The sequence below is a fragment of the Bacillus massiliglaciei genome (genome assembly GCF_900098925.1).
Lineage (GTDB): Bacteria > Bacillota > Bacilli > Bacillales > DSM-1321 > Peribacillus > Peribacillus massiliglaciei.
On the sequence record NZ_LT622360.1, the window covers coordinates 758280 to 781007 of the forward strand.

The window sequence follows — 22728 nt, forward strand, 5'->3', positions numbered from 1 at the left end:
AGGTTTCTTTTTTTTTGTGCGTGGAAATGGTAATATTTTGATTCCGTATAAAGGGTGTATAAGTGGAGAGAGTATAGGTAAGCGGAAAGAGGAGGGATCAGAGAGTATGTTTTCAGGCAAAGGAAAAAAAGGAAGAGGGAAAGCAGATAAGTCTAAAAATGTCCATTATTCTTTTGAGCCTTCTGATCCGGAATTTATTGATGCTTCCTTATCTGTAAACCTTGCGTATATGAAAGAAAAGACTGGGAATAGCCCAGATATTGCTGTCCGTCAATTAAAAATCGGAGATGCGATAAAGGTTGATATGGCATTAGTCTATGTGGAAGCCTTAGTCGACAATGATTCGATCAGTGATTTTTTAATTGAGTCATTGCTGAGGCATGACCCTTTAGAAGAAAAAGTTTTTTCACAAAATCTGTTGGAGACAATCTCGAAAGAAATCGTTTCCCTTAAGGGGATAGAGGCAGTAAATAAATGGAGTAAGCTCTTTGAAGACTTGATGAATGGGCATTCTATTATCTTCATTGAGGGAATGGAGCAGGCCTTAAGTTCCAGTACGGAAGGCGGAGAGAAAAGAGCAATCGAAGAATCTTCCACGAATGTTACTCTTCGAGGACCGCGTGAATCTTTTACTGAATCAATCGATACCAATATAGGCCTGATTCGCCGAATCATTAAAAATCCTAATTTATGGACTGAATCGATGAAAATAGGCGAAGTTTCCAATACAGATGTGACCATTATGTTTTTAAACGGGATTGCTAAAAAAGAAACTGTTGAGGAAGTCAGAGAACGTCTGAAGCGGATCAGCATCGACGGAGTTCTAGAATCCGGTTATATCGAACAGCTTATTGAAGACCAGACCCTTACTAGTTTTCCTACAATTTATCATACTGACAGGCCTGATACAGTGGCGGCCAATCTTCTGGAGGGAAGAATAGCGATTTTGGTGAATGGGACGCCGTTTGTCTTATTAGTTCCTGCCTTATTTATTCAATTTTTTCAAGCGATTGAAGATTACTATATCCGTTATGACATAGCCACTGCTATTCGGTTTTTACGCATTTTGGTTTTTTCCATCTCATTAATTGGGCCTGCGGTATATATAGCAGCGACTACTTTTCATCAAGAAATGATTCCTAGCAGCCTGGCTATTATTGTGGCTGCACAGAGAGAGCCTCTTCCTTTTCCGGCATTTATTGAGGCGCTGATCATGGAAATTGCATTTGAAATATTGAGGGAAGCGGGGGTCAGGATGCCTAAGGCCATTGGCTCGACCATCTCTATTGTAGGTGCGCTCGTCATTGGTCAGGCGGCAATCCAAGCGGGGATTGTATCATCAGCCATGGTGATCGTTGTGTCTATAACTGCTATAGCAAGTTATGCGACCCCTTCATACTCTATTGCCATTTCTGCGAGATTGATTCGATTCTTCTTCATGCTTAGTGCAGCTACATTTGGTTTTTATGGAATGATCTTGGCATTTATCTTCATCTTGGTCCATTTATGCAGCCTGAGGTCTTTTGGTGTGCCATATATGTATCCGTTTGCCCCGTTTAATCTGAAGGAGGCGGGCGATACGATTATTCGAAAGCCGACTTGGGCATTTAATAGCAGACCTGAATATTTAAATGATCGAAATAAGCAGCGTGAAGGAGCAAAGCAAAGACCGACTGCTCCTAAAAGCCGCAATATGATAAATTTTAAAGCTGAAAAAGGTGAGCGGAATGAATCGTAAATGGATTCTGCCCTTTGCGGCGGTTTTAATAGCTATACTCTTGTCGGGATGCTGGAGCAGAAAGGAACTCAACGAACTGGCTATCATTTCTGCTGTCGGCCTGGATATGGATGAAGAGGGCAAGTATGTGAAAACACTGCAAATTATAAATCCCAGTGAAGCAGCCGGAGGACTTCAGGGCGGCGGAGACGGACAGGGACCGTCTATTTCCATTTTTACAGCTAAGGGAGATACGGTCTTAGATGCGCATTATAATGTATCAAATAAGGTGCCGCGCCGGCTTTATCACGGCCACACGAACCTGCTCGTTATAAGTGAAAAGCTTGCCAGAGATAAAGGTATTCAGACGATGCTGGATGCCTGGGAGCGTGATCCGGAAATACGGACGACGATGTCGGTTATCATTACTCATGATACGAAAGCAGCGGATCTGCTAAGAACGTTGACGTTAATCGATAAAATCCCTGCGGAAAGAATGACAGACATTATAGAGGTAGCCGAGGAATTAAAAGGACAGTATATGAAAGTCACAATAAAAGATATAATAGAAAATTTTAATTCAGCCGGCAGAGAAACCGTTATCAGCGGATTTACCTTAAAAGGGGATGCAAAAAAAGGAGGCAAGATTGAGAACATAGAAGAAACAGAACCCAAAACATTTATTTTAGCTGACTCACTGGGTATTTTTAAAGGAGGCAAGCTCATTGATTGGTATAAAGGAGATACGGCCAGAGGAGTTGTTTGGATTCTCGATAAAGTAAAGAAAACCGACATAGAGTTAGAGTGGAAGGGAAAGAACAACAGTATCAGCTGTCAAATCGTCCGTCAAAAAACAAAAGTTACCGCCAATACGAAGAATGGCAGGCCATCAATTGCTATCCATGTAAATGCGCTGGGAGATGTGAGAGAAGTCACCACCGAAATAAATCTGAATGAACAAAAAGAAATCGAAAAAATCGAAAAATTGTTGGAGAAGGAAATTCAAGCTCAGTTGGAAAATACGGTAAAGCGGACACAAAAGAATAAGACTGATATTTTGGGGTTTGGAGAAGTGCTTCGTATTTCAGATGTGCAGACATGGAATAAGATGAAACATAACTGGAATGAGAACGAATTCAGCAAATTGGATGTCCGCGTTCAAGTCGACGCAAAAATCCGCGGCACCGGCTTACGGAATAAATCTTATATTTCAGATATGAAAGATAAAACACAGTAAGGGAGGGGGAGATTCATGGAAAAGGCCAGGATCAGCAAATACCAATTTTTTATCCTTATTATTTTCTTTGAGATAGGAAGCGCCATGCTGGTCGCGCTTGCGATGGAAGCCAGGCAGGATGCGTGGCTCGCGATATTGATGGGGATGGCAGGCGGTCTGTGCCTCTACTATATTTACTATGAATTGCATGCCTATTATCCAGACCTTGCTTTGACAGAATATGCCCAAAATATCCTTGGGAATTTTATTGGAAGGCTCATTGGATTTCTGTATGTCATCTACTTTATATATGGCGGTTCAAGGATTCTAAGAGATGTCGGGGAAGTACTGGTTACTTTTTCATATTGGGAAACTCCGATCATCATATTAAATCTGTTGCTTATTTTAGTGGTGATTTACGCAGTCAGAAAAGGGATTGAGGTTTTAGCAAAAACAGGAGAATTGCTGTTTATCCTGATTTTTATCATCTCAGCTATTGGATTTATCATCATGGTGTTTTCTGGCTTAATCGAAGTGAATCACTTAAGGCCCGTCCTTGAACACGGCATACAGCCAGTTTTAAAAACCGCTTATACGCAGACTCTTTATTTTCCGTTTGGAGAAATGATTGTCTTTACTATGATTTTGCCGTATATGAAGAATCAAGAAAAAACGAAACGCGTAGGTTTTATAGCAATTGGGACAAGCGGCCTCATCCTGGCATTCATGATGGCCATAAACATAGCCGTGTTAGGGGTCAGTCTTGCCGGGCGGTCTCAATTTCCGCTACTGTCTACCATTCAAACTATCGATATTGTTGGCTTTTTATCAAGACTGGATGTATTTTTTATGCTGTCTTCCATTATCAATGTGTTTTTTAAAATAAGTTTATACACTTATGCTGCTGTTATAGGAACGGCTACCTTGTTTTCAGTAAAAGAATCTTACAAACTGGTTTATCCAATTGGGGCCATCATGCTGATTTTATCAATGGTGATCGGAAGAAGCTTTACAGAACATGTGATAGAAGGGCTTCATATAGTTCCAATTTTTGTTCACCTTCCTTTTCAAATTATCATCCCGTTCATCTTACTTATACTTGCTTTTTTAAAGAACAGAAAAAAGAACGGACGAAACAAAAAAGATACCGTGTAAATACAAATGACGATTCCAAAATGTATCAAGGAGCATGGGGGTAGAATGAAGATATTCTGGATTTTTATTTTGCTGCTGATTGTATTAATCGCTTTTGCCATATGTTTAGATCTGCTAATGGGGTTTGACTTGAAAACATCGATTAATAATGTGCAGACACCCTTTATTGAAATGCAATTAGGTGAAATTTCATTAATAGGGCTTTTCTTTTTGTTTTTATTTGCAGGCTTTGTCCGAACATATCTTAAAAACAAAAAAAGAAAGGAAAACTAAAGTAGAGGAAGAAGGAACATTGATATTATCTTATTTTTAAAAGAGTTTCCATAATGGTTGTTTGTAACGTCTCATAATTAAAGTTAAAGACTACATTATGTATTTTATATGCAGGTTCTGCTTTACGCCGAAAGTCGGCTATGCTTTGACCGAAAGCAGCGCCTTTTTCAGCGACGACTTTAATCGGCACTTTTGAAATCTGCGCGAATTCCTGATAAAGCAAATACCATACAGTCATAAAATCATGGATCGGGCTTCCTTTAATTCCGGGCATTGTTCTAGAATAGTAATTATAGTAATAGTCGAGCATTGGTTTTAGGATAAGACCGCCGGGATCCCTCGTTTTTTGATGATATTCGTCAATGTGGTTGACCATTTCAGGAGTCAAAATGGCATGCTGTGTAATATTTAATGGGATGAGGGTTAAGTTTGTTGCATACTCCAAAATCAAATTGGCGGCATATGGATCTGAGTAAAAATTAGCTTCTGCCACCGCAGTTATATTCCCCGGATAAAAAAAGGCGCCGCCCATGCAAATATACGGTAGGTCTCTCATTTTTTCAAGGTTAAGAACAAAAGCGGTTGCTAATGAGGACAGGCGGCCGAGATTAATAATCGTTAAATTATTCTTATGTTGATCCACTATACCATAGAGATCATTTAAGGGGTATACCGGATATGAAATATCAGGGGGAATAAGCGGACCCAAACCAACGGGTCCGTGCACTTCTGGAAAGTATTCAGCCGGAATGCCGGTTAAAGGCATGGAAGCCCCCAGAAAGACGGGGACATGTTCTTCATGCATGACATATTTTATGTAATTGATATTACGAATGACATCTTCTCTTGGAACATTTCCATAATCAGCAACAATTCCAAGTATCTCTAAATCGTCCCGAAAGAAGGAATAAATAAGAGTGAAAGCATCATCTATTCCTAAATCTGTAAAAATAATTACTTTCTCAGCCATCCGTATCTCTCCTTTTTATATGTATATGGCATGAATGGATTGAGAAATGACAACAGAATGAATAAGATTATCTAATATAGGCGGATGACGCTTTATAGAAAAAGAATTTTTAATGGTTGCAGATCATCAATACATTTCCATCAGGGTCGGAAAAAGTAAAATAGGCAAATTCACCAATTCTCTCTATCTCTTTTACTATAGGGACATTCTTATTATTTATAAAATCATAGGCTTCATCAATATTTTCTGTATACAAATTAAACAAAACATGGTCAGACGGTTTTAAAACAAATAAAGGATCAAAGGTGTGATCATCTAAGGTTAATCCTGTAAAACCTGAAACGTGTATATTATATACAGGAGATTCTACGGGTTCACTTACAGGAGAAAGTCCAAGAAGCTCATGATACCAATTGACAGACCTTTGAAGATCTTTTACATGAATGAATACATTATTTACTTTATTAGCTATTGGTGAAGCATTATGTTTCATAATGAACACTCCTTTGTATGGTTTCTGAATTCATTAATTCTTTAATCCAAGCAGAAAATCCTTTTCATTTCAGTTTTTTCTCAAAGTAAAAGTATTTACTAGTCATAAAGAATCATATAGAGTGTTTTTGTATGCTATACTATCTATAAATAGGAAGAACATTAGTTAATTAGTCTAATGATATAGGGGGATGGAATGGGTGGAAAGCGAGATAGTTAATAATCTGAATGTTTCGTCATTGATGAGTGATTTAAAAGAAGATAACTTAAAAATGCAGGAAGTTATGAAAAAAATTAAAGATATCTCGATAAAATCAAATATTCTTGCCCTAAACTCTGGAATTGAAGCTGCCAGAGCAGGGGAAGTTGGAAGGGGATTTTCAGTTGTTGCAAAAGAAATAAAAAAGTTTGCGGTTGAAAGCCTTGATGCCAGCAATCAGAGCGAGAAGATCATTCATAGCATTCAGCAGAAAGCAAATGAAATTATGGCGGTGCGGACGGTTGATATAGCGTATGATACGATAGATAAAATCGATCGGAATCTATTCGAAAGAAACTGTGATGTTCAGGCATGGGCTACTTTTAATGCCATTAAGAACTGTTTAATTCATCCATCTGATGAATCACAGAAAACCGCTCAAGCCTTTCTTCAGAACATATATGAAATCTATGAAGTATATTTTGACTTGTATGTAGTGGATCTAAACGGAGAAATTATTGCAGCGGCTCAAAACAGAAGTCAGATAGGAAGAAATATGTCAAATCGTGAATGGTTTCAGGAAGTAACTCGAACTGGAAGCGTTCATGTTACTGACATGTATTATTCTTCGACAGCAGGCGGGTATACAATGGCTTATTCAAGCCCGGTCAAAAATCAGCAGGGTGAAGTAATCGGAATATTGACTACGAGGTTCAATTGGGAATTCATTTACGATATTATCAGCCGTGTGAAAATTGATAAGAAAACGGAGTTATATATTATCAATTCTGATGGTGTGATTATTGCTTCAAAGAATCAGGAAGGAATATTAAGTAAAGAACTCACCCATTTAAAATCCGTGAGACAAGTTTTGTCGGGAACTGAGAAAAGAGGATATGTAATGGAGAAAGGCCAAATCCAAGCTTTTTGTTTAACGGAAGGATACAATTCCTATAAAGGCAAAGGATGGTCGGCCATTGTAATAGAGACGATTGGATAATTTGGCTTAATCCGATGAAAAAATACGTTTTTTAAAAAGCTTGGGAGGTGATCAAAACTTCCCAAGCTTTTTATATATAAGTGAATAAGCAACATCAGGAATCGGTAAGCCTTAAAGCTGTCTCGGCAGTTTTTTGATCATTGTGTTTTGTTCAATTAGGTTATAGGGATGGTAAAACCCTTTATTCATCATATATTTAGTAATGCTTTGATGAGTATATACCGCCGTTTCCAGATGTTCTAAAAAGGCACTTTTTAATTCAGGATCTGCTGTTTCAGTAATAGCGAATGTTAAGTTTCTTATACCTGATTTAGCCGAAATAAGAAAATTTGTAGCGATGACTTGAAAGGATATTGATACCAATACAAAGCATGTAAAGCACTTGAAGGAAATTTTAATGAACCGAGGTTATAAAAATCTAACAATCAATCCATGACCGTCTGCCGGTTTGGCTGTCCATAGAAGCGATAAATGAGCTGAAAGGCTTCTATAATGCAGAGAAAGTCCTCAGTAAATGAGAGGAATACTAATGGAAATGGATTATCTGGATCCCCAAGGCGCAGAGCATATGCCTGAAATGGCTGATGCCTCTTTTGCGCTTGATTTTCTGCTTTCAATAAAAAATGGAATCCATACATACTGACTTGCTCTGTCGGAAACAGCGAGTCCTGATGTAAAAAATGTATTATATGGACAATTAGAGAAGGCGGTCAACTTGCATAGTCAATTATCGGATTTAATAATTCGAAAAGGGTGGCTGCATCCGAACGATTTGAAAAAACAGATTGAACTTGACTTGAAGTCAGCAGACATGGCGATTAGTATTGCTGGAATGAATTTATTTCCTATTGATACTGACAGGCTGGGAATGTTTGCAACACCTGATAAATGAAAGGAGGAAGATGATTGAAAGCTGTAACCTATCAAGGGAATAAAAATGTCCAAGTGAAGAACGTAAAAGACCCTGCTATTAAAAATTCAGATGATATCATCATTAAAGTCACAACTTCGGCGATTTGTGGTTCTGATTTGCACTTAATACACCAGTTAATCCCGAATATGCCAACAGATTATGTAATAGGTCATGAACCCATGGGCATTGTAGAAGAAATTGGACCGGGTGTAACCAAACTCAAAAAAGGAGACCGGGTCATTATCCCATTTAACGTAAGCTGTGGAAGCTGTTGGTATTGCAATGATGATCTGACAAGCCAATGTGATAACTCGAATCCCCATGGAGAAATGGGCGGTTTTTTTGGATATTCAGAAACCACTGGGGGCTATGCAGGCGGCCAGGCTGAATATATGTGAGTACCTTATGGTAATTTTACGCCTTTTAAGCTGCCTGAAAATTGCGAATCAGAAGATGGAAAACTTGTTCTGCTGGCCGATGCGGCAACGACTGCTTATTGGAGTGTAGACCATTCAGGCGTAAAACCAGGTGATACGGTCATCGTTTTAGGGTGTGGTCCTGTAGGACTTCTTACGCAGAAATTCGCTTGGCTCAAAGGGGCAAAGCGAGTCATTGCGGTTGACCATTTGAACTATCGTCTAGAGCATGCAAAGCGTACGAATCATGTAGAAATTGTCAATTTTGAGGAACATGAATCCACTGGAGAATATTTGAAAGAGATTACAAAAGGCGGAGCTGATATCGTAATTGATTGTTCGGGAATGAGCGGGAAAATGACACCGATGGAATATCTCGCTTCAGGGCTTAAACTGCATGGTGGGGCAATGGGAGGCATCGTGATAGCCTCACAGGCAGTTCGAAAAGCCGGTACGATACAGATCACCGGCGTTTATGGGGGCAGGTATAATGCTTTTCCTCTTGGTGATTTGTTTCAGAGAAACGTTGATATAAAGACTGGCCAAGCTCCTGTTATTCCGTATATGCCCTACTTGTATGATCTCATTTCCAAAGAAAAAATAGATATTGGTGACGTTGTTACTCATGTACTTCCAATAGATCAGGCAAAACATGAGTATGAAGTATTTGATACAAGAACGGATGGCTGTATTAAAGTAGTACTTAAACCGTGAATACTGGCTATAAAAAAAGAATCATGAATTTGTCCAGTCTCTTGATCGTATCTGATCAAGAGACTTCTTTCTGTGTGCGCCCGGCATGGGTGCAGTCTATAGGGTGAGAGTCCCGAACCATGAAGGCAGTAGTAATGGTTAGCTTAACGCAAGGGTGTCTGTGGTGACGCAGAATCTGAAGGAAGCGAGCGGCAAACCTCCGGTCTGAGGAACACGAACTTCATATAAGGCTAGGTACCATTGGATGAGTTTGCACAACAAAACGAAGTCCTTACTGCCGAAGGTGGTACAGAGTAAATGAAGCAGATAGATGGAGGGAAAGACTGTACTCTTACCCGGGGAGGTCTGATTGGAACGCCAAGTTCCCTTGGTAACCTATCCAGCGATGGACAGCTGAACAATCAGAAGTCAGCCGAGGTCATAGTACCATTCCAACTCGAGATGGAATGGGAAGGACTGAACTATTAGGAAGAACGAGAACTAGGCATATAATTCCTGTATAGAAGCAGACAATCCGAAAGGACTTACTTGAAGGAGGAAGTGGTGAATTCCACAGGGGACTTCATGAGGGTGGAGCAGGAATAACATAATTAGATTTCTACGTTCACGTCGAAAGGAAATATCACATGTTAATGGATCTGATTCTGTCACGGGAAAACTTAATAGAAGCACTTAAACGTGTGGAGAAGAACAAAGGGAGTCACGGCATAGATGGAATGTCCGTAAAATCCCTACGAAGACATCTCTATGAGAACTGGGAAACTCTTTGTGATTCATTAAGGGAAGGTACCTATCAACCTAACCCAGTCCGTCGAGTCGAAATCCCGAAACCGAACGGTGGAGTAAGATTACTAGGAATACCTACCGTGACAGACCGGTTCATTCAACAGGCTATCGCCCAAGTTCTAACCCCACTTCTTGACCCAACCTTCTCAGAACATAGTTATGGGTTTAGACCAAATAGAAGAGGTCATGATGCGGTTCGTAAAGCAAGGGAATATATAAGTGAAGGTTATAGATGGGTGATTGACATGGACTTGGAGAAATTCTTTGATAGAGTCAATCATGATAAGTTAATGGGGATATTAGCAAGTAGAATCCAAGACCGGCTGGTCTTGAAACTTATACGGAAATATCTCCAAGCAGGAATTATGATGAATGGTGTAGTCTATGATGCAGAAGAAGGAACACCACAAGGAGGTCCACTGAGCCCCCTTCTTTCGAATATCCTTTTGGATAAACTTGATAAAGAGTTAGAAAGGAGAGGTCACAAGTTTGTCCGCTACGCCGATGATTGTAATATTTACATGAAATCGAAGAAAGCTGGAGAACGAGTGATGAACTCAATTACATGCTTTATTGAGCAGAAATTAAAGCTCAAAGTAAATAGAGAAAAGTCAGCAGTTGATCGCCCGTGGAAACGAAAGTTTCTTGGCTTTAGCTTTACGGTCAATAAGAAACCGAAGGTTCGAATAGCCAATGAAAGTATTAAAAGGTTTAAGGCTAAAATACGGGAGTTAACCTCCCGTTCTAAACAAATTCCTATGGAAGTTAGAATCGAGAAACTAAATCAATATCTAACGGGATGGTGTGGATATTTTGCATTGGCTGATACACCAAGTAAATTTAAAGAATTTGATGAGTGGATTAGACGGAGACTCCGTATGCTTGAATGGAAACAATGGAAGAAACCGAGGACAAGAGTAAGAAAACTCAAAGGTCTAGGTGTCCCTGACCAAAAGGCATATGAATGGGGAAACTCCAGAAAGAAATATTGGAGAATAGCCTGTAGTCCAATCTTACACAAAACCCTCAATAACTTGTATTGGAGTCACCGAGGGTTGAAAAGTTTATATAATCGATATGAATTTCTGCGTCAAACTTAATGGAACCGCCGTATACCGAACGGTACGTACGGTGGTGTGAGAGGTCGGGGGTTAATCACCCCCTCCTACTCGATTNCGCCCGGCATGGGTGCAGTCTATAGGGTGAGAGTCCCGAACCATGAAGGCAGTAGTAATGGTTAGCTTAACGCAAGGGTGTCTGTGGTGACGCAGAATCTGAAGGAAGCGAGCGGCAAACCTCCGGTCTGAGGAACACGAACTTCATATAAGGCTAGGTACCATTGGATGAGTTTGCACAACAAAACGAAGTCCTTACTGCCGAAGGTGGTACAGAGTAAATGAAGCAGATAGATGGAGGGAAAGACTGTACTCTTACCCGGGGAGGTCTGATTGGAACGCCAAGTTCCCTTGGTAACCTATCCAGCGATGGACAGCTGAACAATCAGAAGTCAGCCGAGGTCATAGTACCATTCCAACTCGAGATGGAATGGGAAGGACTGAACTATTAGGAAGAACGAGAACTAGGCATATAATTCCTGTATAGAAGCAGACAATCCGAAAGGACTTACTTGAAGGAGGAAGTGGTGAATTCCACAGGGGACTTCATGAGGGTGGAGCAGGAATAACATAATTAGATTTCTACGTTCACGTCGAAAGGAAATATCACATGTTAATGGATCTGATTCTGTCACGGGAAAACTTAATAGAAGCACTTAAACGTGTGGAGAAGAACAAAGGGAGTCACGGCATAGATGGAATGTCCGTAAAATCCCTACGAAGACATCTCTATGAGAACTGGGAAACTCTTTGTGATTCATTAAGGGAAGGTACCTATCAACCTAACCCAGTCCGTCGAGTCGAAATCCCGAAACCGAACGGTGGAGTAAGATTACTAGGAATACCTACCGTGACAGACCGGTTCATTCAACAGGCTATCGCCCAAGTTCTAACCCCACTTCTTGACCCAACCTTCTCAGAACATAGTTATGGGTTTAGACCAAATAGAAGAGGTCATGATGCGGTTCGTAAAGCAAGGGAATATATAAGTGAAGGTTATAGATGGGTGATTGACATGGACTTGGAGAAATTCTTTGATAGAGTCAATCATGATAAGTTAATGGGGATATTAGCAAGTAGAATCCAAGACCGGCTGGTCTTGAAACTTATACGGAAATATCTCCAAGCAGGAATTATGATGAATGGTGTAGTCTATGATGCAGAAGAAGGAACACCACAAGGAGGTCCACTGAGCCCCCTTCTTTCGAATATCCTTTTGGATAAACTTGATAAAGAGTTAGAAAGGAGAGGTCACAAGTTTGTCCGCTACGCCGATGATTGTAATATTTACATGAAATCGAAGAAAGCTGGAGAACGAGTGATGAACTCAATTACATGCTTTATTGAGCAGAAATTAAAGCTCAAAGTAAATAGAGAAAAGTCAGCAGTTGATCGCCCGTGGAAACGAAAGTTTCTTGGCTTTAGCTTTACGGTCAATAAGAAACCGAAGGTTCGAATAGCCAATGAAAGTATTAAAAGGCTTAAGGCTAAAATACGGGAGTTAACCTCCCGTTCTAAACAAATTCCTATGGAAGTTAGAATCGAGAAACTAAATCAATATCTAACGGGATGGTGTGGATATTTTGCATTGGCTGATACACCAAGTAAATTTAAAGAATTTGATGAGTGGATTAGACGGAGACTCCGTATGCTTGAATGGAAACAATGGAAGAAACCGAGGACAAGAGTAAGAAAACTCAAAGGTCTAGGTGTCCCTGACCAAAAGGCATATGAATGGGGAAACTCCAGAAAGAAATATTGGAGAATAGCCTGTAGTCCAATCTTACACAAAACCCTCAATAACTTGTATTGGAGTCACCGAGGGTTGAAAAGTTTATATAATCGATATGAATTTCTGCGTCAAACTTAATGGAACCGCCGTATACCGAACGGTACGTACGGTGGTGTGAGAGGTCGGGGGTTAATCACCCCCTCCTACTCGATTCGGAAAAACAATCATTTCTTTGGAAAAAAAAAGAACTGATAGACGGCAAGTAAGGATTCAAAAAGCTTAAAAAGGGCGTTTCTAATTTTAAAATCTGGAATATCTTATTACTAGGATCATTCAAAATCGAGGTGGATTTATGGAAAATGAAATTATGCAGCAGGTATTGCTGTTCACTAGTATTCTTTCGCCTATTACAACAGCTTTTTTAGAAGTGATAAAACGGGCAGTGGCTGTACCTAAAAATTTTCTGCCATTATTGAGCGTTCTTATAGGGCTGATTATAGGATATCTTTCATATCCTTTTACAGATATGGATACAGCTTTGAGACTGTGGGCCGGAGCTTTTGCGGGGCTTAGCGGTACAGGAATCTACGAAATGGTTTTGAAAAAAAGAGAAGGAATGTCTAAAAAAAGTAATTAGTAGAGAAATGCAAATGATTAAAAGAACAATAATAAAAATCTTTCATGTTTTACAAAGAATAGCATAGCTATAGATTAAGAGAGTAAATAGAAAAAAGCGCATAAAATGCGCTTTTCAGGCTGTCGACAAAGTCGATAGCCATTTTTAATACTGAATTAGTAATCAAGATATTGCGCTGTTTCAATCAGAAAGACACTAAATAAGCTGAAACAAAAAAGTGAAAACCCCATTTTCGCAAAAGTTTTTTTCGAAAATGGGGTTTGTCTACACTCTGAAAAGCGCATAAAATGCGCTTTTAGTGTATGTGGCGATACAATCCGATGACTTTTCCTAAGATTTTCACATCTCTTAAAATGATCGGATCCATATTGGAATTTTCAGGCTGCAGTCTAATATGGTCTGACTCTTTAAAGAATCTTTTTACTGTTGCTTCATCTTCTTCAGTCATGGCGACAACAATCTCGCCATTGTTGGCAGAGTTTTGCTGGCGGACAATCACATAGTCTCCATCAAGAATCCCTGCTTCTATCATACTCTCACCCATAATTTCCAGCATAAATACATGTTCATCATGAGGGGCCATACTTTCCGGAAGGGGGAAATATTCTTCTATATTTTCAATAGCAGTGATAGGGAGCCCAGCTGTTACTTTACCGAGTAAAGGAACATTGATGACATTGCTCTTTGGTATATTATTTCCTTCTTCTAAATCTAATATCTCTATTGCACGCGGCTTTGTCGGATCCCTTCTAATAAGACCCTTGCTTTCCAAACGAGATAAATGTCCGTGCACTGTGGAACTGGAAGCCAGCCCAACTGCTTCTCCTATTTCTCTTACGGAAGGCGGATAGCCCTTTTGCCGCACTTCCTCTTTTATAAAATCGAGTATGTCCTGCTGCCTTTTAGATAGCTTAGTCAATTCTACACCCCTTCTCTTGCATCTTTTGCCTTATTATAACATGTGTTCCTATGGTATACAAACATAAGTTCGAATAATGTGTTGACTAGTACAAGTGTTCGGTATATAATTTCAGTAAATGCGAACGGATATTCGATAAGGGGGAAATAGTAATGAGTAATTTAATGAATAAATATATGTATACGTGCCTTTTAGCAGCAATGGTCTTTATTTTATCGGTCTTTTTTTCATTTTCATTGCAAGAGGACAAACGGGAAGACTATGTTTCCATTGAAGTAAAAGACGGAGATACATTGTGGGAAATAGCTGACCGGCATGAAGTTCCTCAGTTGACAAAAGCAGAATTCATTGATTGGATAGAGAAGCATAATGGAATACAAGGTGATACATTAACTGCCGGCAAGGAAATAACCATTCCGGTGAGCCGGGGAGATTTCACTCATAATTTAGCGAGTCAGGAATAAGGGCAGGGATGTTATGAAAGCTATTATTTATTGCCGAGTGAGCACGGAAAAGGAATCACAGGAAACCTCACTGGCAAGGCAGGAAGAAGAATTGCTGGCGTTTGCCCAAAAGATGGATGCAGAAGTCATTCAGGTTTATAAGGAGCGGGCAAGCGGTTATGATCTGGACAGAGATGCCATTTTCGATATGCTTGATCAGTTCCGTGGCCATCAGGCGGATGCTCTGTTTATTCAGGATGAAACAAGACTTGGAAGAGGAAATGCCAAAATCGCTCTTTTTCATGTAATAATGAAAGAAGATGTTAAGATATTTTCACTCTCGCATGAGGGACAGTACGAACTATCTGATGCGGACGCATTGGTTATTCAAATAGTAGGTATAGTGGAAGAATACCAACGTAAATTACATAACCTGAAAATTAAGCGCGGTATGAAAAGGGCAGTTGAGAATGGATATTCGCCAGAAAAAAATCTCAAAAATCAAGGTCAGGGCGGCGGCAGGGACAGGAAAGAGGTTCCGGTTGAGGAAATTGTGAAGCTGAGGAGGAATGGACTTACTTTTTCTGAAATTGCAGCAACCCTGAGAGGATTTGGTTATCCTGTTTCCAAGGCTACCGTTCACAGAAGGTATCTTGAGTACCAAAAAGAGGAGTTGTGAAACTTGAAAATTCTCTTAAATTTTAATAACATGTCAATATCTCGTATCAATGAAGGAGAGAAAACATGTTATCCAAAGAAAAACTAGCGAGAATCAATGAGCTTTCCAAAAAATCGAAGGCTGAAGGGCTTACAATCGAAGAAGCGAAAGAACAATCTAAGCTTAGAAGTGAGTATTTACAGACATTCAGAAAATCAATGTCTGATACGCTTGAAAATGTTAAAATCCTTGATCCTGAGGGGAACGATGTTACACCTCAAAAAATTAAGGATATTAAAAGCAAAAGACGCTTACATTAATAATAATGAAAGAGTTTAAATAGAATGAATGAGAAAGGGATGCAGCTAGGTGTATCCCCTTTTTTATAAGTTGTTCTACTACCGTGTCATACCTGAATTTAAGAAAACAGGAAGATATTCCGTTGTTTTTGGTTGTTATATTAACCATCTCGCTATAATATAAAGGAGTACATAAAAGGAAGGGATGTTTACATGATGTTAGACAAAAAGGATGCACTTTCTATCAACACGATTCGTACACTATCAATCGATGCGATTGAGAAGGCTAACTCCGGGCACCCTGGTATGCCGATGGGAGCAGCGCCTATGGCGTACAAGTTATGGACCGATTTTATGAACCATAATCCTAAAAACCCAGAGTGGTTTAACCGTGACCGTTTTGTACTATCAGCAGGTCATGGCTCAATGCTTTTATATAGCCTGCTTCACCTTGCCGGTTATGATTTGTCTATGGATGATTTGAAAGGCTTTCGTCAATGGGGAAGCAAAACTCCGGGTCACCCTGAATATGGACATACAGCAGGTGTAGATGCAACAACTGGTCCTCTTGGCCAAGGTGTTGCTATGGCAGTGGGTATGGCTATGGCTGAACGGCATCTTGCAGAAACATATAACCGTGATTCTTATCAAGTAGTGGACCATTATACGTATGGAATTTGCGGTGATGGAGATTTAATGGAAGGTGTATCCGCAGAAGCTGCATCATTAGCGGGGCATCTGAAGCTGGGAAGATTAGTTGTACTTTATGATTCAAATGATATCTCATTGGATGGGGACCTTGACCGTTCTTTCAGTGAAAGTGTAGCAGACCGTTTTAAAGCGTATGGCTGGCAATATATCCGTGTAGAGGATGGAAATGACCTGGATGAGATTGCGAATGCTTTAAAAGAAGCAAAATCAGACGAATCACGCCCGACCCTAATTGAAGTTAAGACGGTAATTGGCTTTGGTTCTCCTAACCGTTCAGGTACATCTTCAGTTCATGGCGCTCCTCTTGGTGCTGATGAAATGAAACTGACAAAAGAAGCCTACAAATGGACTTTTGAAGAAGATTTTTATGTACCGGAAGAAGTATATGATCATTTTAAAGAGAAATGTGTAAAAGCCGGCGCCCAAAAAGAAAAAGAATGGAAAGATTTATTTGAAAACTACCGGGAGGCTTATCCGGAGTTAGCGAAACAATTAGATTTAGCGATAAAAGGAGAACTCCCTCAGGGATGGGATAAAGATCTTCCTGTCTATGAAGAAGGAAAAACGTTAGCTTCACGTGCATCAAGCGGAGAAGCGCTGAATGCAATCGCTAAAAATCTGCCGAATTTCATCGGGGGTTCAGCCGATTTAGCTGGTTCTAATAACACAAATATTAAGGGAGCAGCAGATTTTATCCCAGGTGAATACAGCGGCCGAAACATATGGTTTGGTGTGAGGGAATTTGCAATGGGAGCAGCACTTAACGGACTTGCTTTGCATGGCGGAGTGAAAGTATTTGGCGGAACATTCTTTGTGTTTTCTGATTATCTTCGTCCTGCAATCCGACTTGCTGCTTTAATGGGTCTTCCTGTAACGTATGTTTTCACGCACGACAGTATTGCAGTCGGTGAAGACGGTCCAACCCATGAACCGGTCGAACAGCTTGCTTCACTCAGAGCAATGCCTAACCTAAGCATCATCAGGCCTGGAGATGGCAATGAAACGGCAGCTGCCTGGAAACTGGCTATCCAATCAACCGATAAACCTACAGCTCTTGTCTTGACCCGTCAAGGATTGCCAACATTGAAGCATACAGCAGAAAAGGCTGCTGAAGGGGTTTCAAAGGGAGCTTATGTAGTTTCTCCTGCTAATAAGGAAGTAGCTGATGCATTATTATTAGCTACTGGCTCTGAAGTTCATCTTGCTGTAAATGCACAGCAAGCACTGGCAGAAGAGGGAATCGAAGTTTCAGTTATCAGTATGCCTTCTTGGGATCGTTTTGAAGAACAAACGAAGGAGTACAAACAAACTGTTTTAAATCCAGCTGTGAAGAAACGCCTTGCAATCGAAATGGCATCTCCATTCGGCTGGGAACGATATACAGGAGATGAAGGCGAAATTTTGGCTATTAATCAATTTGGCGCTTCTGCTCCAGGCGGGAAAGTCATGAAAGAATATGGCTTTTCTGTTGAAAATGTTGTAAACCGAGTAAAAGCTTTATTGAAATAATCATTGTCTAAAACTGGTACCCAAAAGGGTGCCAGTTTTTTTGTACAATAATTTGATAAAAATCACATTCGACAAAACTAGAGTAAAATTTCTCCAGCAAATAACATGTCTTTTCTGTATGTTCATATTATAATGAAGGAAATTTAACGCTATTTCGTATTAAGAGATACAGCTCCTCTTTAGATGAATGAAAAAGGATGTTGGGAGGAATCCACGAATGAGAACCTATCAAATTTATTTAATCGAAGATGAATTTGCCCGCCATTATTTAGGTAGAGAACGGATCTTTTTCAACTTGTTCGGGGATTACAGCCAGGCAGAGGGAAAACATAAGCTTGTGCTGGAAAAACAGATAGAATACGTTACTAAGTGCATTCCGAGTGAGTATATAGAACAAACGATCGATAAAAGAATTAAGAAGCTCAGAAATTTCAAGTCCCGGGAATCGGGTCATTACATTGAAAAAATCAATGGCTACAGTAAAGCGAGTCTTGCGGTGGATCAAGAAGTCATTACCGTTAGAGCAGAAGGAGATTTTGAAGCGGAGACAGCATATTTTGAATGTATTCGTAAATGTGAATCCAGCTTTTTGGCCATCGATATTGAAAATGAGAAATATGGATGGCTAAAGCCTATTAAAGAAAGAAAATTTGTGTAAAAATAGGACATATAAGCAGCAAGTATTGTATAATAACCTTTGGTCTAGTACACTTATTGGTAGACAACATGAAGGAGGAAAAAAGGTATGTGGATATACATTCTTGTTGGCGTTCTGGCATTGATCCTCGGTCTTGTACTGGGATTCTTCATTGCCCGTAAATACATGATGGATTACTTAAAGAAAAATCCGCCGATTAATGAGCAGATGCTGAAGATGATGATGATGCAAATGGGTATGAAACCATCCCAAAAGAAAATTAATCAGATGATGAGCGCAATGAACAAACAGCAGGGGAAATAAGTCCTTTGTCTAGTAAGTCTCGTTTATCTATCGGCTTGAATTCAATCCATAGATTGATGATGAGGTGGTCTCTCTAAGTAAATTTAAGCTGGTGTTGATTGATTTTTTTAAAACGGAAACCGCTTTTTCTGGTAGAACGTATGCCGGAAAAAGCGGTTTTTTGTTGTTGGAAATGTCTATTCAAGACAGCCAGGATCAGGAAAAGCCCTTGATTATCTAATAAATTTAGTAATGATTTTAAACTATTATGAAAAGTTTGTAAGAGAAACTAAAAAGACCTTTTTTTATGTGTACTCTTGTCCAATCAATTTCTACAATCGTGACATATAGTAACACTACGAGGGAGGTGGACATATTGAAATCTGGATACCGTGTGCAAAAAACATGTAAAGTTACCCGCTGCTTTACAGAAAATGATCCGTCTACCGTTTGGACTCCTGGCGTTAGAAATAATCGCGCAGGCACAACAAATATCATTATTCGCTGCAGAGGATAAATGAGCAGCAGCGAAAATAATCTCTGAGAGCCTATGTATTGGTTGCTCTATTATTACTGGTTATAATGAAAAGACAGATTCCTGAGAAGAAAAGGAATCTGTCTTTTTACAGTTTGGAATATGAACGATTTGCTTTTCATAATAATTAACTAAAGGGAAGGGCCTGTCCTTTCATTTAGGTTGAAATATTTATAAGGAGATTATTAATAATAGTTTTTGTCAAACTGGTTAAGCAGCCGGTCCAATTGCTGACTGTATTCTATTGTAATGCGGGAGGATAACCCATTTGCTTTGATAATATCATGAAGTTCGTTTCTCTTTGCTTCTATTTTTTCTAGCAATTCTTCTTTAGCCACAATTAATACCCTTTCCAGATCAGAAGATGATCGTATTTTTTAATAAACGGCAGTTTAATTTATACTAATTATAATGTTTAGTCAGATGGAATTCAAATGACAGAATAGGCAAAAAATTGACAAAGAATTGACGTGAGATTGCCATTCGTTGCCAGTAAACATTCAAAAAGCGTGTAATGTCTTTTTATCGTATTATTTGGTACAATATTGATAGATTGGCACATTTAGGAGTGATTTATCTTGAGTGATGTAAATATCTTTTTAGCTTTTGGGGCTGGGTTTTTAAGTTTTATTTCACCTTGCTGTCTGCCTTTATACCCTGCTTTTCTGTCTTATATTACAGGAATGAGCGTGGGAGAAATAAAGTCGGAAAATGTGCTGTTGCATAAAAGAAGCCTTATACATACTTTATTTTTCTTGCTTGGCTTTTCTGTTGTCTTTCTTGCAATTGGTTCAAGCACTCCTTATATAGCTTCCTATTTTGCTGAATATAAAGAATTGTTCCGGCAAATAGGCGCGGTTCTAATTATTTTCTTTGCTCTCGTAATCGTGGGTGTATTCCGTCCAAAGATGTTAATGAAAGATAAAAGAATTGAATTTAAACACCGTCCATCTGGATATATTGGTTCGATTCTTATCGGCCTTTCATTTGCGGCGGGCTGGACTCCGTGTACAGGTCCGATATTGGGATCTGTCATTCTTTTAGGGGCTACGCAGCCCGGTATGGCTCTATATTATATGATGGCTTACATACTTGGCTTCGCACTGCCTTTCATTATCCTTTCTTTTTTTATTGGCAAGCTAACATGGTTTAAACGAAACAGCCAGCTTATTATGAAATCAGGAGGCTACCTAATGATGGTGATGGGAGTCATCTTGTACTTTGATTGGATGAAGCAGTTGATTTCTCTGATTTCCATACCGTTCGGAGGGTTTACAGGATTTTAAACTCTTTCATAAATACGCAATTCGATCAAATTACTGCGATTGAATACAGTTGAATTCACCTTCAGAGTCATATGCCGAGCCCTTTTTTAAAGCTTTGTCGATGTCAGCGCCTTGTTCCCTAAAACGCTTTAGTAACAATCGAAAGAGCCTGATTTAAAAACAAACATATAAATGACTAAGGTGGAATTTTTCAAGGAGGGAAATAAATGAGTAGGGTATTGATTGTAGATGATGCTAAGTTTATAAGGGAAACCATCGCGCAGATACTGCAAAAAGCCGAGTTTCAAATTGTAGGAGAAGCAGAAAATGGTTTTGAAGCGATCAGTTTATACCGCACCTTAAAGCCCGATCTCGTTATTATGGATATTACTATGCCTCATATGAGCGGAATTGATGCTGTAAAGGAGATAAAAAAAGAATATCCCGCGGCAAGGATTATTATGTGTTCAGCTATAGGTCAGCAAAGAATGGTAATAGAGGCTCTTGAAGCGGGGGCCCGTGATTTCATTATCAAACCGTTTGATGAAATAGGTGTACTAGAATCCATTCGCCGGGTATTTTCTTAAATAAAGAGTATACTTGCTTAACTAAAATGAGTGCTATATACTTTTTATAAAGATTGAAGTTAGGGTCCAATTTTGAAAAGGGATGATTAGATGATATATATAACAACGGGCTTGGCGCTTATTATGGCACTTGTCATATTTAAATTTAGGATGAAAGAAACGGAAAGGCCGGTTAATGCCAAGAATATTATCCTGCCGCCTATCTTCATGAGTACAGGTGCGTTAATGTTTATCTTCCCGATTTTTCACCTGAATGGTTCTCAATTCCTTGAAGCAATCTTTACTGGTATGGTTTTCTCATTGCTGCTTATTAAAACATCTAAGTTTGAGATAAGAGAAAATCAAATATATATGCAGCGTTCAAAAGCTTTTATCTTTATTTTAATCGGCCTTTTGGTTATTAGGCTGATTGCCAAAATAGTATTGGGCACATCGATCGAATACGGTCCGTTAAGCGGGATGTTTTTCATTTTGGCTCTTGGAATGATCTTTCCTTGGAGAATTGTTATGTACTTACAATATAAAAAGCTTAAAGAGACTTTTTTTGGCAATGGAAAGATGGCCTAGTTTATCAGTTAAACCCTCCGGTCCGGGAGGGTCTTTTGCTTATTTAAGCAGTATTTCTGCAATTTAAAGATCCATATAATCATGAAGAAAAGAGCTGACAGATATGATTAGACAAATTCAATTGGATGACAAGATATTAGAAGTAGAAGAATGTAACTTGCATAAAAAGCAGACTAGTCAGGACGGTGAATTTCTGCGGGAAGTTCATTTTTCTATAAAAGTGACGAATGAAAAATATCATGAGATCACAACCCTGCTTTACCGAATGAATTTTAATGTTTTTATACCTGAATTAAATATGAGATTCCCGGCGAAAATTACAAATTACACGGCTCCTTTTACTAATCTTTATGTGGAAGGAAATGAGGGAGTGTTTTCATTGATTCTGGTTGAAGTGCCGCAGGAAGCCTAACCCCTCTCCTTCTTGTAAAATTTTCCTTTCGTCACTATAATAAAAGCAAAGGAAAATCGGGGAGGGCGGAGCATTTGCTTGAAGGCTGGTTTTTATGGTTTATCCTTTTCTGGATTGTTATCTTAATTTCTTTAATGTGTATTGGCGGCTTCTTTATGTTTAGAAAATTTTTGAAGAGATTGCCGAAAACGGACGGGAAGTCGGATATGGATTGGGAAGAATATTATATTTCGGAAACCAGACATATGTGGAAACAGGAGGAAATTGATCTTTTGGAGGATTTGGTTCACCCAGTACCTGAGCTATTCAGAGATGTAGCACGGCAAAAAATAGCAGGGAAAATAGGAGAGCTGGCTTTACAGGAAAGAGTGACTGCGATTTCCCAGGATTTAATCTTCAGAGGCTATATTTTGGCCACTCCTAAAAGAGATCATAAATTTTTGAAAAAAAAGCTGATTGAACGGAATGTTGATATTAAGACATATGAAAACTTTTTTATCTAAGGAAACAGGCTGTTCTAAGCCTGTTTTTTGATTTGGTAAAAGTAG

At 39.2% G+C, this 22728-nt stretch carries 26 protein-coding genes and 2 pseudogenes; 23 read left to right on the plus strand and 5 right to left on the minus strand.

Translation table 11 applies throughout. The features are described from left to right. Window positions 1-106: 106 nt before the first annotated feature. From BQ4305_RS20215 to BQ4305_RS20230, 4 genes are read left to right on the plus strand one after another with little or no spacing between them, the layout of a single operon-like run. Window positions 107-1738, plus strand: coding sequence for a spore germination protein (locus BQ4305_RS20215; RefSeq protein ID WP_110929517.1), 1632 nt, complete (start codon window positions 107-109; stop codon window positions 1736-1738). Continuing rightward, entirely contained in the window at window positions 1728-2954 is a 1227-nt protein-coding gene (locus BQ4305_RS20220) for a Ger(x)C family spore germination protein (protein ID WP_110929518.1), read from the plus strand. Before BQ4305_RS20215 ends, BQ4305_RS20220 begins: the two co-directional genes overlap by 11 nt. 15 nt (window positions 2955-2969) lie before the next feature. Then, window positions 2970-4088, plus strand: coding sequence for a GerAB/ArcD/ProY family transporter (locus tag BQ4305_RS20225; protein ID WP_110929519.1), 1119 nt, complete (start codon window positions 2970-2972; stop codon window positions 4086-4088). A 45-nt stretch (window positions 4089-4133) separates the two neighbouring features. Beyond that, window positions 4134-4361 (plus strand): YczF family membrane protein, encoded by a 228-nt coding sequence (locus BQ4305_RS20230; protein ID WP_110929520.1) that lies wholly within the window; start codon window positions 4134-4136, stop codon window positions 4359-4361. A gap of 25 nt (window positions 4362-4386) precedes the next feature. On the opposite strand, the gene BQ4305_RS20235 is transcribed toward BQ4305_RS20230, so the two are convergent. Then, window positions 4387-5331: a nucleoside hydrolase gene (locus BQ4305_RS20235; RefSeq protein ID WP_110929521.1), complete on the minus strand. Its 945-nt coding sequence runs from the start codon at window positions 5329-5331 to the stop codon at window positions 4387-4389. A gap of 109 nt (window positions 5332-5440) precedes the next feature. Next, window positions 5441-5824 carry a VOC family protein gene (locus BQ4305_RS20240; protein WP_110929522.1) on the minus strand — a complete coding sequence of 128 codons (384 nt, stop codon included), beginning with the start codon at window positions 5822-5824 and terminating at the stop codon, window positions 5441-5443. 190 nt (window positions 5825-6014) lie between these two features. Between BQ4305_RS20240 and BQ4305_RS20245 the strand changes: the two genes are divergently transcribed. Beyond that, complete coding sequence (locus BQ4305_RS20245; protein ID WP_234397012.1) at window positions 6015-7022, plus strand: methyl-accepting chemotaxis protein; 1008 nt, start codon at window positions 6015-6017, stop codon at window positions 7020-7022. A 111-nt stretch (window positions 7023-7133) separates the two neighbouring features. Here BQ4305_RS20245 and BQ4305_RS20250 read toward each other — a convergent pair whose 3' ends face one another. Then, complete coding sequence (locus tag BQ4305_RS20250; RefSeq protein ID WP_324611610.1) at window positions 7134-7385, minus strand: spore coat protein; 252 nt, start codon at window positions 7383-7385, stop codon at window positions 7134-7136. Window positions 7386-7551: 166 nt separating this feature from the next. Here BQ4305_RS20250 and BQ4305_RS20255 point away from each other — a divergent pair. The 7 genes and pseudogenes from BQ4305_RS20255 (at window position 7552) to BQ4305_RS20285 (ending at window position 13335) form a co-directional block, all read left to right on the plus strand. After that, window positions 7552-7914, plus strand: a pseudogene (locus BQ4305_RS20255) (spore coat protein). Between the two features lie 14 nt (window positions 7915-7928). Continuing rightward, a pseudogene (locus tag BQ4305_RS20260) lies at window positions 7929-9065 on the plus strand (zinc-dependent alcohol dehydrogenase). A gap of 297 nt (window positions 9066-9362) precedes the next feature. Continuing rightward, window positions 9363-9533, plus strand: a complete 171-nt coding sequence (locus tag BQ4305_RS21720; protein ID WP_199880500.1) for a hypothetical protein — start codon at window positions 9363-9365, stop codon at window positions 9531-9533. 158 nt (window positions 9534-9691) lie between these two features. Next, window positions 9692-10951, plus strand: a complete 1260-nt coding sequence (gene ltrA, locus BQ4305_RS20270) for a group II intron reverse transcriptase/maturase (RefSeq protein WP_110926134.1) — start codon at window positions 9692-9694, stop codon at window positions 10949-10951. A gap of 296 nt (window positions 10952-11247) precedes the next feature. After that, on the plus strand, window positions 11248-11418 hold the full coding sequence (locus BQ4305_RS21725) for a hypothetical protein (protein ID WP_199880500.1): 171 nt from the start codon (window positions 11248-11250) through the stop codon (window positions 11416-11418). 158 nt (window positions 11419-11576) lie between these two features. After that, a complete protein-coding gene (gene ltrA, locus BQ4305_RS20280; protein WP_110926455.1) occupies window positions 11577-12836 on the plus strand; it encodes a group II intron reverse transcriptase/maturase in 1260 nt (419 codons plus the stop codon). Window positions 12837-13050: 214 nt separating this feature from the next. Continuing rightward, on the plus strand, window positions 13051-13335 hold the full coding sequence (locus BQ4305_RS20285) for a holin (protein WP_324611611.1): 285 nt from the start codon (window positions 13051-13053) through the stop codon (window positions 13333-13335). Between the two features lie 295 nt (window positions 13336-13630). Here the strand turns inward: BQ4305_RS20285 and lexA are convergent, their stop codons facing one another. Further along, window positions 13631-14254, minus strand: coding sequence for a transcriptional repressor LexA (lexA, locus tag BQ4305_RS20290; RefSeq protein ID WP_110929525.1), 624 nt, complete (start codon window positions 14252-14254; stop codon window positions 13631-13633). Window positions 14255-14406: 152 nt separating this feature from the next. Here lexA and yneA point away from each other — a divergent pair, with 152 nt between their 5' ends. The 6 genes from yneA (at window position 14407) to BQ4305_RS20320 (ending at window position 18835) form a co-directional block, all read left to right on the plus strand. Further along, window positions 14407-14718 (plus strand): cell division suppressor protein YneA, encoded by a 312-nt coding sequence (gene yneA, locus BQ4305_RS20295; protein WP_110929526.1) that lies wholly within the window; start codon window positions 14407-14409, stop codon window positions 14716-14718. A 13-nt stretch (window positions 14719-14731) separates the two neighbouring features. After that, window positions 14732-15376 carry a YneB family resolvase-like protein gene (locus BQ4305_RS20300; protein ID WP_110929527.1) on the plus strand — a complete coding sequence of 215 codons (645 nt, stop codon included), beginning with the start codon at window positions 14732-14734 and terminating at the stop codon, window positions 15374-15376. A gap of 65 nt (window positions 15377-15441) precedes the next feature. Beyond that, window positions 15442-15675 carry a DUF896 domain-containing protein gene (locus BQ4305_RS20305; protein ID WP_110929528.1) on the plus strand — a complete coding sequence of 78 codons (234 nt, stop codon included), beginning with the start codon at window positions 15442-15444 and terminating at the stop codon, window positions 15673-15675. A 195-nt stretch (window positions 15676-15870) separates the two neighbouring features. Continuing rightward, window positions 15871-17874, plus strand: a complete 2004-nt coding sequence (gene tkt / locus BQ4305_RS20310; protein WP_110929714.1) for a transketolase — start codon at window positions 15871-15873, stop codon at window positions 17872-17874. A 217-nt stretch (window positions 17875-18091) separates the two neighbouring features. After that, window positions 18092-18532, plus strand: a complete 441-nt coding sequence (gene sirA, locus BQ4305_RS20315; RefSeq protein WP_110929529.1) for a sporulation inhibitor of replication protein SirA — start codon at window positions 18092-18094, stop codon at window positions 18530-18532. Between the two features lie 87 nt (window positions 18533-18619). After that, complete coding sequence (locus BQ4305_RS20320; protein WP_110929530.1) at window positions 18620-18835, plus strand: YneF family protein; 216 nt, start codon at window positions 18620-18622, stop codon at window positions 18833-18835. Between the two features lie 699 nt (window positions 18836-19534). Here BQ4305_RS20320 and BQ4305_RS20325 read toward each other — a convergent pair. Beyond that, on the minus strand, window positions 19535-19705 hold the full coding sequence (locus BQ4305_RS20325; RefSeq protein ID WP_324611625.1) for an aspartyl-phosphate phosphatase Spo0E family protein: 171 nt from the start codon (window positions 19703-19705) through the stop codon (window positions 19535-19537). A gap of 222 nt (window positions 19706-19927) precedes the next feature. Here BQ4305_RS20325 and BQ4305_RS20330 point away from each other — a divergent pair, with 222 nt between their 5' ends. The 5 genes from BQ4305_RS20330 to BQ4305_RS20350 all read left to right on the plus strand — a co-directional run bounded on the left by BQ4305_RS20330 (window position 19928) and on the right by BQ4305_RS20350 (window position 22683). After that, window positions 19928-20635 (plus strand): cytochrome c biogenesis CcdA family protein, encoded by a 708-nt coding sequence (locus tag BQ4305_RS20330; protein ID WP_110929532.1) that lies wholly within the window; start codon window positions 19928-19930, stop codon window positions 20633-20635. Between the two features lie 206 nt (window positions 20636-20841). Further along, window positions 20842-21201, plus strand: a complete 360-nt coding sequence (locus tag BQ4305_RS20335; RefSeq protein WP_110929533.1) for a response regulator — start codon at window positions 20842-20844, stop codon at window positions 21199-21201. 90 nt (window positions 21202-21291) lie between these two features. Continuing rightward, the gene (locus BQ4305_RS20340) at window positions 21292-21768 is read left to right on the plus strand and encodes a CcdC family protein (protein ID WP_110929534.1); all 477 of its coding nucleotides are present in this window, start codon (window positions 21292-21294) and stop codon (window positions 21766-21768) included. Between the two features lie 103 nt (window positions 21769-21871). Beyond that, entirely contained in the window at window positions 21872-22180 is a 309-nt protein-coding gene (locus tag BQ4305_RS20345; protein WP_110929535.1) for a DUF3219 family protein, read from the plus strand. A 74-nt stretch (window positions 22181-22254) separates the two neighbouring features. Beyond that, complete coding sequence (locus BQ4305_RS20350) at window positions 22255-22683, plus strand: DUF2621 family protein (RefSeq protein WP_110929536.1); 429 nt, start codon at window positions 22255-22257, stop codon at window positions 22681-22683. The last annotated feature ends 45 nt before the right edge of the window (window positions 22684-22728 follow it).